We start from the raw sequence: 17,109 nt of genomic DNA, 5'->3' as shown, positions 1-17,109 counted from the left end.
GACGCTGTTTTTCTGTTGTTCTGTAATTTATTAGCCACTATCGAGGTGTACCATTTTTACCCGAGTAGCCAATTTCTGCCGTAAGGTACTGATTCGAGATAATAAATCAGCTGACGATAGCAAAGCTGTCCGTGATGACACGGCTCGTGATAGCAGTGCCCGTAAAGATAAAGTGCCCGGTGAAGATAACGTGGCCCGCAAAGAGAAAAGGCCTGCCAGAATGAATACTGGCCGCAAGAATCATGCGGTGCCGGCTTCACAACAGCTTTCTTCACAGCAAAGTGCGATGACGATTATTCCACGAGATCAGCACAATATTTCCCGCAGAGATATCAGCGATAATGCGCTGAAGGTTCTCTATCGCCTGAATAAATCAGGTTACGAAGCCTATCTGGTTGGCGGCGGTGTCCGTGATCTGTTATTGGGCAAAAAACCAAAAGATTTTGATATCACCACCAGCGCCACGCCAGAACAAGTGCGAAAATTATTCCGCAACTGCCGCCTGGTCGGTCGCCGTTTCCGTCTGGCCCATGTCATGTTTGGCCCGGAAATTATTGAAGTCGCCACTTTCCGTGGTCACCACGAACAACAGCAAGCGGAAGACAGCGACAAAAACTCTTCTCAGCAAGCACAAAATGGCATGCTGTTGCGTGACAACATTTTCGGCACCATTGAAGATGACGCCCAGCGCCGAGACTTCACGATTAATAGCCTCTATTACGGCATTTCTGATTTTGCGCTGCGCGACTACACCGGCGGTTTGCGTGATCTGAAAGAAGGTATTATCCGCCTGATTGGCGATCCTGAAACTCGCTATCGTGAAGATCCGGTGCGGATGCTGCGGGCTGTTCGTTTTGCCGCTAAACTGGATATGACGATCAGCTCGGAAACTGCGGAGCCGATCCCGCGTCTGGCCTCGCTGCTGCGCGAGATCCCACCCGCACGTCTGTTTGAAGAGTCACTCAAACTACTGCAATCAGGCTACGGCTATAAAACTTATTTAAAACTGTGTGAATATCAGCTTTTCCAGCCGTTATTCCCACTGATTGCCCGCCATTTTACCGAGCATCATGACTCGCCGATGGAACGTATTTTGGTTCAGGTTCTGAAAAATACTGACTATCGTTTGCATAATGATAAGCGCGTCAATCCAGCATTCTTATTTGCCGCTATGCTTTGGTATCCGCTGATTGAACATGCGCAGAAGCTGACGCAAGAAAGTGGTTTGGCCTATTACGATGCTTTCGCACTGGCAATGAATGATGTGTTGGATGAAGAGTGCCGCTCACTGGCGATTCCAAAACGTATAACCTCATTGGTGCGAGATATCTGGCTGCTGCAACTGCGGCTGTCACGCCGTCAGGGTAAACGTGCACATAAGCTGATGGAACATCCAAAGTTCCGTGCAGCTTACGACTTGCTGGCACTGCGCGCTGAAGTAGAAAATAACCATGAATTACAGCGCCTTACACAGTGGTGGAGCGAATTCCAGGAAGCCCCCCCACTACAACAAAAAAATATGCTGAATACTCTAGGGGCCGATCCGGCGCCGCGTCGCTCTCGTCCTCGCCGCCCGCGTAAGCCAGCACCACGTAACGAAGGGGCATAATACGCACTATGATCCGGGTCTATATCGCGTTAGGCAGTAATCAGTCCATGCCACTGCAACAGGTTAAAACCGCACTGGAAGCGCTGGAGCATCTGCCGCGCACCCGGTTGGTGGCATGCTCACCTTTTTATCGCACTAAACCGTTAGGCCCTCAGGATCAGCCGGATTTTCTTAATGCGGTCGTGGCGTTAGATACCTCCCTGCCCCCGGAACAACTGTTAGACAGCACCCAAGCCATCGAACGCAATCAGGGGCGGGTAAGGAAAGAACAGCGCTGGGGGCCACGGACACTGGATCTCGATATTATGTTGTATGGCGATCAAGTGATAAAAACCGACCGCCTCATTGTGCCGCATTATGGTTTGAAAGAACGAGAGTTCATGCTCTACCCGTTGGCCGATATTGCCCCTGATCTTATTTTTCCCGATGGCGAATCGCTGTCAGACCGCCTTAAACTCGTCGATAAAAATGGCCTGGTACCTTGGTAACTGCACCGATCCAATCCAACACACTATATATACACTAAATAATTCGAGTTGCATGAAGGCGGCAACTGAGCGAGTCCCCAAGATCTTACACAAGTCAGTGACTGGGGTGAACGAAGGCAGCCAACACACATGCAGCTTGAAGTATGACGGGTATACCTATCTGATATCCCGCCATTTTAACCTACCGTCTCAGGAGAAAGAGTGATGAAAGCCACCACCATGAGCCACTTGCGCCAATGGAAACTCGAGAAGCGTAAGTTCGCCACACTGACTGCCTATGATGCTAGCTTTGCGCAATTATTCGCCGAACAGGGAATTGAGGTTCTTCTGGTGGGTGATTCGCTCGGTATGACGTTACAGGGCTTCGACTCGACATTGCCGGTCACAACTGCGGATGTGGCTTATCACACCCGTGCAGTGCGCCGTGGTGCACCTCATTGCCTATTATTAGCAGACATGCCATTTATGAGTTACGCCACACCAGAGCAAACATTTGCCAATGCCGCCGAACTGATGCGGGCTGGGGCCAACATGGTCAAACTGGAGGGCGGTAGCTGGTTGTGCGATACCGTTCGCATGCTGGCAGAACGGGCTGTTCCAGTGTGTGGGCACTTGGGGTTAACCCCACAATCAGTCAATATTTTCGGCGGTTACAAAGTTCAAGGCCGTGAAGAAGTCGCGGCGAACCAACTGTTGAAAGATGCTCTGGCGCTTGAAAATGCCGGTGCACAATTGCTGGTACTGGAATGCGTTCCGGTGGAACTGGCACAGCGCGTGACTGAAGCACTGGCAATCCCGGTGATTGGTATTGGCGCGGGGAATGTTACCGACGGGCAAATTCTGGTCATGCATGATGCCTTGGGCATTACGGGTGGACATACGCCGAAATTCAGCAAAAATTTCCTGCCGCAAAGTGGGGGGGATATTCGTGCCGCCATTAAGCTGTATATTCAAGAAGTTGAGAGCGGTGATTATCCCGCTGAAGAACATACTTTCCAGTAAGTTTTTGTTGATAATACACTGCTATTATATCCTATTTATACCCAATAGATTTCAAGGTGCAGGAAGGCGGCAAGCGAGAGCATCCCGATGAGCTGACACAAGTCAGTGATTCGGGTGATGAGGGCGGCCAACACACCTGCGGTTTGAAAGATGACGGGTATACGGAGAAAAGAATGCTGATTATTGAAACCTTACCACTATTACGCCAGCAAATTCGCCGCTGGCGACAGGAAGGCAAACGAGTTGCTTTGGTTCCCACCATGGGTAACCTACACCAAGGGCATATGACTTTGGTGGAAGATGCCAAAACTCGTGCCGATATTGTGGTCGTCAGTATTTTTGTCAATCCACTGCAATTCGAGCGCCCGGATGATTTAGCCCGCTACCCGCGCACCTTGCAGGAAGATTGCGAGAAGCTGACCCGCCACGGTGTGGATTTAGTGTTCGCCCCTGCGGCGGCGGATGTTTACCCCGCAGGTTTGGACAGCCAGACCTATGTTGACGTCCCTGCCCTGTCGACCATTTTGGAGGGCGCTAGCCGCCCCGGACATTTCCGTGGCGTATCCACTATTGTCAGCAAACTGTTCAATCTGGTTCAGCCGGATGTGGCCTGTTTTGGCGAAAAAGATTATCAACAACTGGCGCTGATCCGCAAAATGGTGGCGGATATGGGCTATGACATCAATATTGTCGGCGTGCCCATTGTACGCGCCAAAGATGGCCTGGCACTCAGTTCTCGTAACGGTTATTTGACCGCTGAAGAGCGCAAAATTGCGCCACAACTGTATAAGATAATGCAGGCGTTGGCCGAGAAACTGGCCATGGGTGAGCGGCAAATTGATGATTTACTGGCTGACACTGCAGAACAATTACGCAGTGCCGGTTTCACACCGGATGAGCTGTTTATTCGTGATGCCCAAACTTTACAGCCGTTGACGGTTGACAGCAAACAAGCCGTGATACTGCTGGCCGTCTGGTTGGGTAAAGCTCGCCTGATTGATAATCAACAAGTTGATTTACGTAGTTAGCCCTTGACTATGGTGAATGCCGGTATAGCCCGGTTTTCACCACATATTCCTCTTCCTCGCCCCTTTCCTTCGCCACAAAAACAAGGTGTTAACCCTAAAGCATTATTCCTGCTTTTGTATGTAAATACATTGCATAAATAACAGGGGACTGACGATGGGAATTATGGTTGGGAATCACGTGTTTTCCACTGAGATTAGTCTCTCAGTTATCGCTGATATTGCGAGAAATACAACACCGCCATCTATGAGTCTATGGGAAATAATAAAGGACTTTTTCTGTTTCACTCGTCGGGCTGAAGCATTGGAATGCCTCTATCAACTATGCCATCCAGGGTATAACCGCGATGGAATGGTCTCGACAGGAACTCACAACAATACAGACAAAATTTTTAATCAATTAAAAGAGCTTGCTGCACCAGGATATCAAGATAGATTTTCTCAGTCTGAAAGCTCGGACAACACACAACAACAATTCATTATTAAGGATGAAAATGGCGAATTTATATTACATATCATCCGCCTCACCAACCAATACTTAATCGACATCCTTGGTAGCCCCCAAAAAACCATACGTTTACAGCCAGCAACCGAGAGAGCATGGGATCGAGGGTTTGATCGCATCACCTTGCTAAACTGGTCGTATAGGCCCTTTGACCCCCCCTAATTTTATTACTGAATAGCGCAATCATAGACAACTGATATAAAATCAGCAAAACTGAGCGCTTCTCCCTAAATCGGTCGATGATGGGACGGGTGCCAGACTTATTCTGGGCAATAACCGGGGTCAAAGGTAAGAGTTATGATACGCACTATGTTGCAAGGCAAACTGCACCGGGTGAAAGTCACTCAAGCTGATTTGCACTATGAAGGTTCCTGCGCTATTGATCAGGATTTTCTGGAAGCCGCAGGTATTCTGGAATATGAAGCCATTGATATTTATAACGTTGATAATGGTCAGCGTTTTTCGACTTATGCTATCGCCGCCGAACGAGGTTCACGAATTATCTCAGTGAATGGCGCAGCAGCACGTTGTGCTTGTGTTGGTGACAAATTGATCATCTGTTCTTATGTCCAGATGTCAGATGCTGATGCCCGCCTGCACCACCCAAAAGTGGCGTATTTTGAGGGTGAAAATCAGCTGCAACGCAAGGCTAAAGCCGTCCCCGTTCAGGTCGCTTAATAACCGTCTGACGCGAAGTTACACATATAGAAAAGGCGCTTAGCTTAACCACTGCGCCTAAAACTGCTGGCAAACCTTGATATCTCGATCTTGTAAGGTGAGGACAGGTAGAAGAGTAAAGCGTCCGCGCCAGGGATGGCGCGGCTCGAGCCCCCAGGGAAGGGTTTACGGCGTCTTTACGATCTACCTGTTTTCACCGCTGCGAGCACTTTGTCATTAAGCCCACCTTTTTTATATCTTAACGTCACACTATAAAATAACTAATCCGACTCCATCACCGCAGGTGCAGCGGCAACCGGCTGACCAGGTTCATTGGCGATACGCTCAGCCATAGTAGGGATTGAATCGGTTCGCAGAATATAAAGCCGCTTGAGGGTGTACGGATTATCGCCGGGTTTAACCTTGCCCTGCATAGTCGTCACCGCCAAATGGAAACCCGCATTTTTCGCCGCATCAATAGCGGTTTGGTTAAAGCCACCGAACGGATATGACAGAAAAATCACGTGTGGATTAAACTGCGACAAAGCCCGGCGAGAATGTTCAAAATCAAAAACAATATTATGATAAGAACGACTTAATAAGATTGGATTACGTTTATTGTCAGTCCGGTGTAAAAAGTGCGTATGAGACTGAATATCAAATACATCCTGAATTGATCTCAATTCGGAAATACTCATAAACTGTAATGTGTCAGGATTCCATTTCTGAGGGTGACGTTTAATGCGCGATGAAATAATAAATGCTGTTGCCCGGAAGCCATTTTCTTTCAGAATCGGATAAGCATAGCGATAGACTGATTTAAGACCGTCATCGAATGTCAGCACCACAACTTTCGCGGGCAAGTTAATTTTGTTATTGAGATAACCTTCAAGCTGATAAAGAGAAATGGTGTCGTAACCCGTTTGCTTGAGATAAGTCATCTGGTTGCTAAACGCGGCATCAGAGGTCGTTGTTGAGGTATTGAGGAAACGTTTATTTTCCTCATTTTTCAACATATGGTGATAAGTCAGAATAGGAATGCCGTTATCTATTTCAGCATCAGTGCTGCTGACATACCCCAGACGATCGCCAATATTGACCTGATACCACGTGTTACCTAGCCGGTCTTTCAACTTACCGACAATCGGGTAGCGTAAGTTTTCTGCTAAGGTAGCAAATTGTTCGCCGTCGACATCTGCGACCAAATAAACCGGGGTCTCGCGTTTAATGATAATGTTTTGATTTGGCAGAGGCTTATTCAAATCCCCCAATATATCATTGTTTTTTCGCGCTTTATTGATATCGCGTAAATCGTCTTTATCAATAAAGCCGATACCGTTACCAAATTTGAATTCATAATATTCTGCCGCCGCGGGCAAAACTTGGATAAGTTGATCTTCTTTAATCTCACCGACAGGAATGACTTGATCGCCAACCAATGAATACATTTCGCTATCGCGGTCGGTAACCATATATTTAGGGGTAAGAACCGCTTCGTCTGGTAGAAGGTCTGCATGGGTTGCCGGCATCATTACCGACATGACAATACCGAGTAGCATCCCAATAGCTATTCTGTTTTTATGCCACATTATCGTTCTACTTATGCGCATTCGGCGCTGAATTGAAAAGGGAAAAATCTGGTGCGCCAGCATAGCACGAGACACCCAAGGTTGAGAAAGATGATATTAGACGGGGACATTATTTATTACGATTAAATTCTAGTATTAACAACAATTAACTTACTAATAATTTACGAGTAGCACTTAAAAACCGATCCAAAGTTACTGACGTTGCAGAGATGAATACAGCCAACACCGCTGCAACCTCAAGGCCGAAGGAGCTACCCAAAGTCATTGGCGTTGCAGCCAGGCGGCAAGTAAACGAATCCCGATGAGCTTACATAAGTAAGTGATTCGGGTAAGTGAACGTAGCCAACACCGCTGCAACCTCAAGGCCGAAGGGTATTAGGTGCGCAGGCCGCGCCCACGCTCAATCAAATACCAAGCCCAAGCATAAAATACCGCGATAAACACCACTAACACACCAATGGTAAAGACCAACGGCACATCAGTAATCCCGAGGAATCCGTAACGGAATCCACTGATCATATACACGATAGGGTTAAGTTTTGACACCGCTTGCCAGAACGGGGGGAGCAAGGCTAACGAGTAAAATACCCCACCCAGATAGGTTAGTGGTGTCAGCACAAAAGTCGGCACCAGGCTGATATCATCAAAGGTCTTGGCAAAAACAGCATTCAACAATCCGCCGAGAGAAAACAGGATTGCCGTCAGCATTAATGTCAGTGCAATCATTGACCAGGAGTGGACATGCAGCGGCACAAAGAACAGCGAAATAATCGTCACCAGAATACCGACACAGATCCCGCGCGCCACGCCACCGCCCACATAACCAACAATCACGATATGAGTGGGTACAGGGGCGACCAACAACTCTTCGATACTGCGCTGGAATTTAGCGCCAAAAAATGAGGCCGCGACGTTAGCATATGAGTTTGTTATCACCGCCATCATTATCAGGCCGGGAACAATAAACTGCATATAATCAAAGCCACCCATATCACCAATTCGGGAGCCAATCAGATTGCCGAAAATAACGAAATAGAGCGACATAGTAATCACCGGCGGCACCAGAGTTTGAATCCAGATGCGAGCAAAACGGGTGATTTCTTTGATCCAGATACTCTGTAATGCTACCCAATACAGGCGGGTCATACTTTTTCTCCCCCGTTGCCATTAACCAAGGTGACAAATAGCTCTTCCAGACGGTTAGCCTTGTTGCGCATACTTTGTACCTGAATTCCCTGTGCGTTCAGTTGACTGAATAGACCATTTAGGCCCTGTTCACGTTTAACATCAACTTCCAACGTTGAGGTGTCCGTCAGACGATAGCTATAGCCTTCCAGCTTCGGCAATGGGCTTTTAATACCCAAATCAAAAATAAATGTTTCTGATTCAAGCTTGCCAAGTAACTGCTTCATAGTGGTATTTTCCACTAACTCACCATTCTGGATAATGCCAATGTTGCGGCACAGCATTTCCGCCTCTTCCAGATAATGAGTCGTCAGAATGATGGTCGTTCCCTGTGCATTCAGCTCCTTGAGGAAACCCCACATGGAGCGGCGTAGTTCGATGTCCACCCCTGCTGTCGGCTCATCTAAAATCAGTAGCTTAGGTTCATGCATCAGAGCGCGGGCAATCATCAAACGGCGCTTCATCCCACCGGATAGGCGAATAGCGCGCTCATTACGTTTGCTCCATAAATCTAGCTGGCTGAGATATTTCTCTGCTCGTTGCAGGGCCTCTCGCCGTGTGACGCCGTAATATCCCGCTTGGGTAACCACAATCTGCAATACCGTCTCAAACGGGTTAAAGTTGAATTCTTGCGGTACTAGCCCAAGCTGGCGTTTGGCATTCACGATATCTTGATCGATGTCGTAGCCAAAGACTTTCACCTTGCCAGAGGTTTTATTCACCAATGAGCTGATAATACCAATGGTGGTGGATTTACCCGCCCCATTAGGCCCAAGTAGTGCATAAAAATCGCCTGCCTCTACGTGCAGATCAATGCCACGCAATGCCTGAACGCCACCTGCATAGGTTTTGGTCAGCTGCGTTATTTCCAGTGCATATGTCATAAGTAAAAAAGAACCTTATTCTATGAGTTCCCAGCGGTCACAGCATGCCCGTGACTTATTTCCCCCCACTGTCGGGGTCAGTTGCGGGGGCGAAGGGAAGCAGTTAGATACAGAGAAGATGTTGTGCGGACAAAAAATGTGCAATCAACAAAGCCACTGTTCCGATTTTAAAATCGTGATCCTTGTCGTATATTATCCTATCGCAATCCGTTCATTACAGGCTATTTACATTAATGAAAGAAATAGAGAAGCTCCTCGCGAACAATGACCTCTGGTCTAAAGCCATCAGTAAAGACGATCCTGGTTTTTTTGAACACCTGGCGGAAGCCCAGAAACCTCGGTTTTTGTGGATTGGTTGTTCGGACAGCCGCGTCCCCGCTGAACAGTTAACCGGCCTGAAAGCTGGGGAATTGTTTGTTCACCGCAATGTTGCCAATCTGGTTATCCATACGGATCTGAACTGTTTGTCCGTGGTGCAATATGCCATCGACGTTTTACAGGTCGAACATATCATTATCTGCGGTCACCTTGGCTGTGGTGGTGTTGAAGCCGCAATGAAAAAAGACCTTGAATTAGGGCTTATCGACAACTGGCTACTGCACATTCGGGATCTTTGGTTTAAACACAGCTCGTTATTGGGTGAGCTGCCTGCCGAAGAACGCAGCGATATGTTATGTAAAATCAACGTGGTAGAGCAAGTATATAACTTGGGTCACTCGACTATTGTTCGCTCCGCCTGGAAGCGCGGGCAGAAAGCCATGATTCACGGCTGGGTCTATGGTATTGAAGACGGTAAACTGACGGATTTAAATATTTCTAGCACCAGCCTTAGCGAACTGGAAATCAAATACCGCGAAGCAATGGCTAAAATACTGCAACCAAACAGACAAAACTAATCCGTGCTATGGGAGGGTGTTAAAACGCACCCTCTCCCATCAACCACGCGCTCAATCAGCCTAAAATACCAACGCGCAGTAGCCGATTACTCGTCAAGCATCACAACTTTGCCGACATACGGCAAGTGCCGGTAACGCTGAGCATAATCGATACCATAACCCACGACGAATTCATCAGGAATGGTAAAGCCGACCCACTCTACGGGAACTTGTACTTCACGGCGCTCAGGTTTATCCAGCAGCGTACAGATAGCCAATGATTTTGGCCCACGCAGTTGCAGAATTTCACGAACCTTACTTAGCGTGTTACCGGAGTCGATAATATCTTCGACAATCAGCACGTTTTTACCACGGATATCTTCATCCAAATCTTTCAGGATTTTCACATCGCGGGTGGTGCTCATGCCGTTGCCATAGCTCGAGGCGGTCATAAAATCGACTTCATGGGAAACGTCTATCGCGCGACATAAATCAGCCATAAACATAAATGAACCACGGAGTAACCCCACCAACACCATTTCACTGCCGCTGTCGCGATAATGTTCGGAGATTTGGCGGCCTAATTCGACAATTCGGGTTTTTACTTCCTGTTCGGAAATCATGACTTCTACAGTGTGCTTCACAGCCAACATACCTATTTAAATTTATTGATTTTATATCAATGAGCAGCCGGTGCAGATAGCCTCAATGATACAGATTGATGCCCCTAGTTTAACACAATTCAAAGGACATCCTGCCACTCTCCCCGCTTAGTGGCGGGGCGAAAGTATAACAAAGATAAACAGCGGGAGTATTGAGAGATATACTAGGGCCATAAATTTGACTCCGATATTGCCTCTGGATAGCCCCTCGACAAGGAATGTTTTAATGAATTATCAGTCAACCAGTATCTGGCTTTATTCCGTAACTTTTACGGTAATCACCGCCATCAGCTTGTTTGTTGCCTTTTTTGGCTTGAGTGCCCCGATCTTTTACTACCTTATTGTCGGTTTGGTCTTCAGTGTCTGGGTTTCATTACATTTGCACCGTATGGCAGAGAAAGGGATTATTTATCTGATTACTGAAAAAACACAATGGATGGTTTATGTCAGGGGGATCCCGGTGCAAGAAACGCGTACGTCCTTAAAAAACCCCTGTTTTATCAGTGGCGCACGTTTGGCATCTTTCTTTCGACGTTTTCTGATAATCAAACTGTTGCTGCAAGCTGTGACTTTGTATTTAGCCCTAAAACAAACCGTTGAACTTCCCCCTTCCGATACCCCGTATATGCTATGGGTGATAATGGGATTGGCGATAGCAATTATCTGCTTCCTTATCAGCAAAATGTGGCTGACAGTCAAAACATTACTCGCACTCCAACGTGCAGAATGGCTGATAGAAGAAATACCGAGAGATGGCTTTAGTTATTATCAGGGATATATCATTAAGAAAGATAAAAGCGGTAATCAGATACTCCAACCCGCTTTGACTGAACTGCTAAAAGTATAAAAAAAGAAAATATCCCCAGCCAACTCGCTGGGGAGTCACTCAAGCACTGACAGTAAAGCCCAGCATCATGCCAGTATCTTCATGCTCCAGCAGGTGGCAATGGGCCATATAAGGGGTACTGGCCGGGGCCAGATGATTAAAGCGCACTAATATCTCACTGCGCGCGCCCTCCACTCGCACCGTATCTTTCCAACCACGGCGATGATCTGCTGGCGGTTTGCCATTCTCACTCAAAATACGGAACTGCGTCCCGTGGACATGGAATGGATGGAGCATCATGTCGCCCTCTCCGGAAATAGTCCATTTTTCGTATTTGCCCTGCTTGGCATCAAACGCCGCGTCGGTCATTGAGAATGCTTTGCCATTAATCATATTGGCGTGGCTGAAATCAAAAACCGGAGCCGCTTTCATTGCGCCATGGTTCATGCCTTTCATATTGCTGTGATCCATACCGCCCATGGCACCAGTATCCATCCCCCCCATATTGCCGCTACCCATGCTCATGCCCGCCATGGCCTGCATACCATAGCGGCTCATCAGCGCCTGCATGCCCAGCATATCCAATTTCGGGTCCATCATCAGTTGGAACCAGCGCTCTGGCAAACCGGTGACATCCACCAGCGGCGGCACTATCACCAGAGAATCCGGCAATGTTTTACTGCCCGCTGCCAATGAGGGTTGAATGCGTAATACCGGCAAGGGCTTATCAAACGGAGCCAATGTCATGCCCATTTGTTTGACCGGCAAAGTGACCAAATCAAGTGCTTTGCCGTCGGAAGTATCCACCAGCACCTCAAAACGTTCGCCCATCAGTATCGGCAACTCGCGCACTGCAACCGGCTCTGCCAGTAACCCACCGTCACTGCCAATCACATACATTGGGCGGCCATCGCTGAGGGCCAAATTCAGGGAACGCGCATTGCACCCATTCAATAACCGCAAGCGCACCCAACCGCGCGGCGTAATCTGCTGTGGATAGCTAGCACCATTAGTGAGCATCCGGTCGCCAAACCACCCCACCGCCGCCGTCATCACATCCAGTTGATAGTCAATCTGGCCATCTTTACCCAGCAATTTATCCTGCAAAATGACCGGGATGTCATCCACGCCCCACTGTTTTGGCAGCGGCAGTTTTTCACTGTCACTATCATCTATTAGCACCAATCCGCCCAGCCCCATCGCGACCTGACGGCCGGTTTTACCGTGGGTATGGGGATGGAACCAACAGGTAGCAGCGGGCTGTTCTGCCGTCAATGCCACCTGGCGTTTTGCTCCCGGCTGAATCAGTGCTTGCGGCCCCCCATCGACATCACCGGGGATTTCCAGGCCATGCCAGTGCACCGTCGTGGCTTCCGGTAAGGAATTTGTTATGTGAATAGTCACCGGCTTGCCGCGCTGTAAACGAATAGCTGGCCCTAATAAGTTGCCGTTATAGCCCCAAGTTTGCGTAGCGGCGGAGGGCAACCAGGCCACTGTGCCAGTTTGGATAGTCAAATTAATATTGCCACTGGCATCTGGGAGCAGTAGTGGCGGGATAGGTAAAGGTGAAAAATCTGCGGCTAAAGCCGCGCGGCTCCATAAAGGCAGTGAAGTGGCGGCTCCAAGAGCTGCCGTTAACTTGATAAAATCACGGCGATGCATGGTCGTCTCCATTCTAATTGTCGATAATGATAAGACTTATCGTGAGTAAGTGCTCGCTTAGCACAAGAACAGCATTATCCGCCAGCATAAACCTTCCCCTAAAGGGAAGGTCAAGCTGTAATCAATCACTTTGTGAATCAACCGCCGTATATACCCACACTAAGGGCATAATAAAATTTACTCTGAACCATCACAGTGTGATAACGTCTGTTAACAATGAATAAGCCTATTTCCGCGATGAAAAGAACAACGTTAGTTATGCTGCTGCTTGCCCTGTGCGGATTCTCATCTGCCAGTTCTGCATTAAGTGAATCTGAAGCAGAAGATCTTGCCGATCTGACTGCGGTATTCGTTTATCTGAAAAATGATTGCGGCTATAAGGAATTACCTAATAATGAAATCAAACGAGCAATTGTCTATTTTGCTCAACAAAATCGCTGGGACCTGCGTAACTACAGTAGCTTCAATATGAATGCGTTGGGTGAAGAGAGCTATCGCGACCTACGTGGTATTGCGCTCCCCGTTCCGACCAAATGCAAATCTCTGGCTCGTGACTCTTTAAGTTTATTGGCCTACGCTAACTAGCGACCCCGCATTTACCCTATCAGTCTGAAATTCAACCGTGCAACCTCAGCCAGAGTTGGCTATGATGTTGCCCCCATTTTTCATGGCTGTTACTGCGAAGGAGAAGCCCGGAACATGTCACAGAAAGAACTATGGTATGAAACATTACATGCCAACTTCGGTCAGTATTTTTCAGTAGAAAATGTACTGTACCGCGAAAAAACCGAGCATCAGGATTTGGTGATTTTTGAGAACCCGGTGCTGGGTCGGGTAATGGCGTTGGATGGCGTGGTGCAAACCACTGAGCGCGATGAATTTATCTATCACGAAATGATGACGCACGTCCCTTTGTTGGCCCACGGTCAGGTAAAGAAAGTGCTGATCATTGGCGGCGGCGATGGCGCGATGCTACGTGAAGTCAGCCGCCACAAAGATATTGAGCAGATTACCATGGTGGAAATTGACGCCGGTGTCGTCGAGTTCTGCCGCCAGTATCTCCCGAATCATAATGCGGGTGCTTATGATGACCCTCGTTTCAAATTAGTGATTGATGATGGCGTCAATTTCGTTAATCAAACGCACGAAAAATTCGATGTCATTATCTCTGACTGCACTGACCCCATTGGGCCTGGTGAAAGCCTGTTTACCTCTGCTTTCTATGAGGGATGCGCCCTTAGTTTGAATGAGGGCGGCATTTTTGTGGCGCAAAACGGCGTGTGCTTCCTGCAACAAGATGAAGCGGTCGACAGCCATAACAAGCTTAGCCACTATTTTAAAGATGTCAGTTTTTATCAGGCCGCCATTCCGACCTATTACGGCGGTATCATGACTTTCGCTTGGGCGACACAAAACCCACAGTTGCGCCAATTAGATATAGCCACGCTACAACAGCGTTTTGTCGAAGCGGGCCTGACCTGCCGCTACTATAACCCCGCGATTCATGTCGGCAGCTTTGCCTTGCCGCAGTATTTGCTGGATGCCTTAACCGCCAAATGTTGATAATCCGTAAGGAGGTGAACTAAATTGTCCAAGCTTAAACTACACGGCTTCAACAACCTGACGAAAAGCCTGAGTTTTTGTATTTACGATATTTGTTATGCCGAAACCGCAGACGACCGCGATGGCTATATCGCCTACATTGACGAACAGTATAATGCCAACCGCCTGACCGAGATCTTGACTGAAACTTGCTCGATTATTGGCGCGAATATTTTGAATATTGCCCGTCAGGATTACGATCCTCAGGGAGCGAGTGTCACCATTTTGGTCAGCGAAGAGCCAGTTGATCCGCGCGATGTTGATACCTCCGAGCACCCCGGCCCACTACCGAATGCAGTGGTCGCCCATCTGGATAAGAGCCATATTTGCGTCCATACCTATCCGGAAAGCCACCCTGAAGCAGGGTTATGCACTTTCCGTGCAGATATTGAAGTCTCTACCTGTGGCGTCATTTCACCACTGAAAGCGCTGAATTACCTTATCCACCAATTGGAATCCGATATCGTTACCATGGATTACCGAGTGCGCGGTTTTACCCGTGATATCAACGGTGTTAAGCACTTTATCGATCATAAAATTAATTCGATTCAGAACTTTATGTCTGACGATATGAAGTCGCTGTATCACATGATGGATGTGAATGTTTATCAAGAAAACATCTTCCATACCAAGATGATGCTGAAAGATTTCGATTTGAAGCATTATCTGTTTAACGCCAAGCCAGAAGAGCTGAGCGCCGCAGAAAGAGAGCGAATTACCCGCCTGCTATACAAAGAAATGCAGGAAATCTACTATGGCCGCAATGTGCCGGAAGTGTGATGTAATTGAGGGAATATCAGTCTTAAAATCCCGGTCTAACCGGGATTTTTGATTAAGGGAGCTGGGCAAGCAAAGGGGCAATATCAACCTTTGCAGCGACTGAGGGCTAATCGCAATGCGGCACCGATTTCACCAGGAGGGCTATTAACGGGTAGAATAACTTTATCGCTTCCGCCGCGCCCCGTTCCCCCCCATGCCTCCAGTTTTTCATGGCGGCTTGGGGAGATGGTGATCACATCATTAAGACAATGAATAGAACATTTTTTCATATCCTTAAATAATGCCCGCTTGGTTTTATAACCGTATTTCTGCATCAGCATTGCTATCCAGGCAGCATATTGCTCTTTGCCTGTTTCAAGATCAAAAAACTCAGCGGACTCTTCAAGTGATAATGTCCGGCTGTTTGATAACGCAATCAGCACAGCTTCACCAATACTTTTATCATCTGCATCCGGTGGTAATAGATGAGGGGGGAAAAGTGGATCCCTCCTCATCAAACCAAGTCCAGAATATGTATTAATATTAAAGAACTCATTGTTGTAAAAGCAACTAGCACAATAATATTGCTCTTGGTTAAATTTCATCATTTCACCTGCGTTACCATCATGTTTACACTCTGGCTTTTACCATATTCAATTGCTCGGTTTATCTCTGCCCATTGTGCTTTGGTTGTATTGGCAGGGATAGCCAATTGTATTTCTCTATTAGTAATCAGCGATGGATTCAGATCTATATCAGAAAGACTATATTCCTTAAACTTCGCAACCGTATCAATATTCCCTTTCAGCGAATTGTAGATTTGCCTTGGATTCGCCACTCTGGCGGCGGTGGTGGTATCCAGAGTTTTTACACTGATGGCCGTGCGGGAGATGCGATTATAGTAATCAAAGGTTTTAAAGTTTACCGGTAACCGTGAGTTTTGTGGCAATTGTGTCCCGACATAATTCTCCCACGGCATTCCTTGCTGGCTAATACCTTGCCCCCATTTAATGCCGGTTGTCGACTGGCTTACCGTCGCAATCCTTGGCACCGCAAACTTCCTCACCTGCCCTGCGGCAAGCCGTGCGCTGCTTTTTGCTACCGCGCCAATGCCGGCAACATAACCGCCATACTCAACCAGCAGTTTACCCGCTTCTCGCCCTGAGTCATAGGCTCCTCCTGCGCCCGCCCGCTGATAATGAGCCTCCATTCTGTCAATCCGTGCCAGCCAGTCCCGCTTGACACTTTGCGCCACAGTGCCCGCCACATCATCACTGTTAACCAGCTCTCTGAGCGCCATAAATGCCTGTTTTGGCTCTTTTAATACCCCCAGTAATTCAATGCTACTGTCATACAGCCCTTCCGGCACACCAGTCACAATACCCGCCGCAAAAGCACCGTCCTGACTGCCGCTGGTCATTCCCCAGCGAATAAAAACTTTACCTTTATCCGCCACTGTCCTCGCAGCGTTCATTTCAGCTTCCATCAACTTTTGTTGATGATGGCTGAGATAGTTATAACGAAAAGTGGTTTCGGCAGCATTAGCGCCGCTGTATGCCCCCTCGGCTTTGCCAGTAAACACCGCGCCCGCCACACCCCCTAAGAATCGGGATAACTGAGCCTGACGTTCAGATTTCTCCTGCCAGTTTTGTGAGCCGATAAAGTTCTCGCCCATCACCGCACCGGCCAGCTCGGCGGCCAGTGCCCCGGCCGCCGCACCTTTCGCATCACCACCACCAATTTCAGCCGCCACGCCCGCCACGACTGCATGACTCAGCG

At 48.0% G+C, this 17,109-nt stretch carries 18 protein-coding genes; 11 read left to right on the top strand and 7 right to left on the bottom strand.

Annotation, left to right across the window (positions count from 1 at the left end; genetic code table 11):
• The first annotated feature begins 52 nt into the window (after window positions 1-52).
• The 6 genes from pcnB (at window position 53) to panD (ending at window position 5,307) form a co-directional block, all read left to right on the top strand.
• Window positions 53-1,609, top strand: coding sequence for a polynucleotide adenylyltransferase PcnB (pcnB, locus tag FTA91_RS11185; protein WP_072082566.1), 1,557 nt, complete (start codon window positions 53-55; stop codon window positions 1,607-1,609).
• Window positions 1,610-1,617: 8 nt separating this feature from the next.
• Window positions 1,618-2,097: a 2-amino-4-hydroxy-6-hydroxymethyldihydropteridine diphosphokinase gene (gene folK, locus FTA91_RS11180; protein ID WP_050114006.1), complete on the top strand. Its 480-nt coding sequence runs from the start codon at window positions 1,618-1,620 to the stop codon at window positions 2,095-2,097.
• A 204-nt stretch (window positions 2,098-2,301) separates the two neighbouring features.
• Window positions 2,302-3,099 (top strand): 3-methyl-2-oxobutanoate hydroxymethyltransferase, encoded by a 798-nt coding sequence (gene panB, locus FTA91_RS11175; RefSeq protein ID WP_186377362.1) that lies wholly within the window; start codon window positions 2,302-2,304, stop codon window positions 3,097-3,099.
• Window positions 3,100-3,272: 173 nt separating this feature from the next.
• Window positions 3,273-4,127: a pantoate--beta-alanine ligase gene (gene panC, locus FTA91_RS11170; RefSeq protein WP_145535116.1), complete on the top strand. Its 855-nt coding sequence runs from the start codon at window positions 3,273-3,275 to the stop codon at window positions 4,125-4,127.
• 154 nt (window positions 4,128-4,281) lie between these two features.
• Window positions 4,282-4,791 (top strand): hypothetical protein, encoded by a 510-nt coding sequence (locus FTA91_RS11165; RefSeq protein WP_050114001.1) that lies wholly within the window; start codon window positions 4,282-4,284, stop codon window positions 4,789-4,791.
• A gap of 135 nt (window positions 4,792-4,926) precedes the next feature.
• A complete protein-coding gene (panD, locus tag FTA91_RS11160) occupies window positions 4,927-5,307 on the top strand; it encodes an aspartate 1-decarboxylase (protein ID WP_005156780.1) in 381 nt (126 codons plus the stop codon).
• 260 nt (window positions 5,308-5,567) lie between these two features.
• Here the strand turns inward: panD and FTA91_RS11155 are convergent, their stop codons facing one another.
• From FTA91_RS11155 to FTA91_RS11145, 3 genes are all read right to left on the bottom strand, one after another.
• A complete protein-coding gene (locus FTA91_RS11155) occupies window positions 5,568-6,875 on the bottom strand; it encodes a polysaccharide deacetylase family protein (RefSeq protein WP_050113999.1) in 1,308 nt (435 codons plus the stop codon).
• A 375-nt stretch (window positions 6,876-7,250) separates the two neighbouring features.
• Window positions 7,251-8,021, bottom strand: coding sequence for an ABC transporter permease (locus FTA91_RS11150; protein ID WP_023160237.1), 771 nt, complete (start codon window positions 8,019-8,021; stop codon window positions 7,251-7,253).
• Window positions 8,018-8,944, bottom strand: coding sequence for an ABC transporter ATP-binding protein (locus FTA91_RS11145; protein WP_050113996.1), 927 nt, complete (start codon window positions 8,942-8,944; stop codon window positions 8,018-8,020). The genes FTA91_RS11150 and FTA91_RS11145 overlap by 4 nt, the downstream gene beginning before the upstream one ends.
• A 233-nt stretch (window positions 8,945-9,177) precedes the next feature.
• On the opposite strand from FTA91_RS11145, the gene can reads away from it, so the two are divergent.
• Complete coding sequence (gene can, locus FTA91_RS11140; protein WP_050113995.1) at window positions 9,178-9,840, top strand: carbonate dehydratase; 663 nt, start codon at window positions 9,178-9,180, stop codon at window positions 9,838-9,840.
• Window positions 9,841-9,926: 86 nt separating this feature from the next.
• On the opposite strand, the gene hpt is transcribed toward can, so the two are convergent.
• Complete coding sequence (gene hpt, locus FTA91_RS11135) at window positions 9,927-10,472, bottom strand: hypoxanthine phosphoribosyltransferase (RefSeq protein WP_186366594.1); 546 nt, start codon at window positions 10,470-10,472, stop codon at window positions 9,927-9,929.
• A 235-nt stretch (window positions 10,473-10,707) separates the two neighbouring features.
• Between hpt and FTA91_RS11130 the strand changes: the two genes are divergently transcribed.
• Entirely contained in the window at window positions 10,708-11,328 is a 621-nt protein-coding gene (locus tag FTA91_RS11130; RefSeq protein WP_050113993.1) for a hypothetical protein, read from the top strand.
• 39 nt (window positions 11,329-11,367) lie between these two features.
• On the opposite strand, the gene cueO is transcribed toward FTA91_RS11130, so the two are convergent.
• Window positions 11,368-12,969, bottom strand: coding sequence for a multicopper oxidase CueO (gene cueO, locus FTA91_RS11125; RefSeq protein ID WP_050113991.1), 1,602 nt, complete (start codon window positions 12,967-12,969; stop codon window positions 11,368-11,370).
• A 237-nt stretch (window positions 12,970-13,206) separates the two neighbouring features.
• Here cueO and FTA91_RS11120 point away from each other — a divergent pair, with 237 nt between their 5' ends.
• The 3 genes from FTA91_RS11120 (at window position 13,207) to speD (ending at window position 15,351) form a co-directional block, all read left to right on the top strand.
• The gene (locus FTA91_RS11120; RefSeq protein ID WP_038636226.1) at window positions 13,207-13,554 is read left to right on the top strand and encodes a YacC family pilotin-like protein; all 348 of its coding nucleotides are present in this window, start codon (window positions 13,207-13,209) and stop codon (window positions 13,552-13,554) included.
• Window positions 13,555-13,668: 114 nt separating this feature from the next.
• On the top strand, window positions 13,669-14,532 hold the full coding sequence (gene speE, locus FTA91_RS11115) for a polyamine aminopropyltransferase (protein WP_145540197.1): 864 nt from the start codon (window positions 13,669-13,671) through the stop codon (window positions 14,530-14,532).
• A gap of 24 nt (window positions 14,533-14,556) precedes the next feature.
• Window positions 14,557-15,351 (top strand): adenosylmethionine decarboxylase, encoded by a 795-nt coding sequence (speD, locus tag FTA91_RS11110; protein ID WP_145540195.1) that lies wholly within the window; start codon window positions 14,557-14,559, stop codon window positions 15,349-15,351.
• 83 nt (window positions 15,352-15,434) lie between these two features.
• Here the strand turns inward: speD and FTA91_RS11105 are convergent, their stop codons facing one another.
• Window positions 15,435-15,935: a contact-dependent growth inhibition system immunity protein gene (locus tag FTA91_RS11105; RefSeq protein ID WP_145583362.1), complete on the bottom strand. Its 501-nt coding sequence runs from the start codon at window positions 15,933-15,935 to the stop codon at window positions 15,435-15,437.
• On the bottom strand, window positions 15,935-17,109 hold a 1,175-nt coding region (locus FTA91_RS11100; protein ID WP_186377361.1), incomplete at its 5' end, for an endonuclease toxin domain-containing protein. The genes FTA91_RS11105 and FTA91_RS11100, both read right to left, overlap by 1 nt.

Origin of the sequence: Yersinia thracica (assembly GCF_902170565.1) — a bacterium.
GTDB lineage: Bacteria > Pseudomonadota > Gammaproteobacteria > Enterobacterales > Enterobacteriaceae > Yersinia > Yersinia thracica.
The sequence above is the reverse complement of the archived record's forward strand: the minus strand, read 5'-3'. Positions and strand labels throughout refer to the sequence as shown.

What these genes read in the sequence shown, in the direction of transcription:
- folK (WP_050114006.1), top strand. Translation starts at nt 1,618, where the DNA reads ATGATCCGGGTCTATATCGCGTTAGGCAGTAATCAGTCCATGCCACTG.
- panB (WP_186377362.1), top strand. Translation starts at nt 2,302, where the DNA reads ATGAAAGCCACCACCATGAGCCACTTGCGCCAATGGAAACTCGAGAAG.
- panC (WP_145535116.1), top strand. Translation starts at nt 3,273, where the DNA reads ATGCTGATTATTGAAACCTTACCACTATTACGCCAGCAAATTCGCCGC.
- FTA91_RS11165 (WP_050114001.1), top strand. Translation starts at nt 4,282, where the DNA reads ATGGGAATTATGGTTGGGAATCACGTGTTTTCCACTGAGATTAGTCTC.
- panD (WP_005156780.1), top strand. Translation starts at nt 4,927, where the DNA reads ATGATACGCACTATGTTGCAAGGCAAACTGCACCGGGTGAAAGTCACT.
- FTA91_RS11155 (WP_050113999.1), bottom strand. Translation starts at nt 6,875, where the DNA reads ATGTGGCATAAAAACAGAATAGCTATTGGGATGCTACTCGGTATTGTC.
- FTA91_RS11150 (WP_023160237.1), bottom strand. Translation starts at nt 8,021, where the DNA reads ATGACCCGCCTGTATTGGGTAGCATTACAGAGTATCTGGATCAAAGAA.
- FTA91_RS11145 (WP_050113996.1), bottom strand. Translation starts at nt 8,944, where the DNA reads ATGACATATGCACTGGAAATAACGCAGCTGACCAAAACCTATGCAGGT.
- can (WP_050113995.1), top strand. Translation starts at nt 9,178, where the DNA reads ATGAAAGAAATAGAGAAGCTCCTCGCGAACAATGACCTCTGGTCTAAA.
- hpt (WP_186366594.1), bottom strand. Translation starts at nt 10,472, where the DNA reads ATGTTGGCTGTGAAGCACACTGTAGAAGTCATGATTTCCGAACAGGAA.
- FTA91_RS11130 (WP_050113993.1), top strand. Translation starts at nt 10,708, where the DNA reads ATGAATTATCAGTCAACCAGTATCTGGCTTTATTCCGTAACTTTTACG.
- cueO (WP_050113991.1), bottom strand. Translation starts at nt 12,969, where the DNA reads ATGCATCGCCGTGATTTTATCAAGTTAACGGCAGCTCTTGGAGCCGCC.
- FTA91_RS11120 (WP_038636226.1), top strand. Translation starts at nt 13,207, where the DNA reads ATGAAAAGAACAACGTTAGTTATGCTGCTGCTTGCCCTGTGCGGATTC.
- speE (WP_145540197.1), top strand. Translation starts at nt 13,669, where the DNA reads ATGTCACAGAAAGAACTATGGTATGAAACATTACATGCCAACTTCGGT.
- FTA91_RS11105 (WP_145583362.1), bottom strand. Translation starts at nt 15,935, where the DNA reads ATGAAATTTAACCAAGAGCAATATTATTGTGCTAGTTGCTTTTACAAC.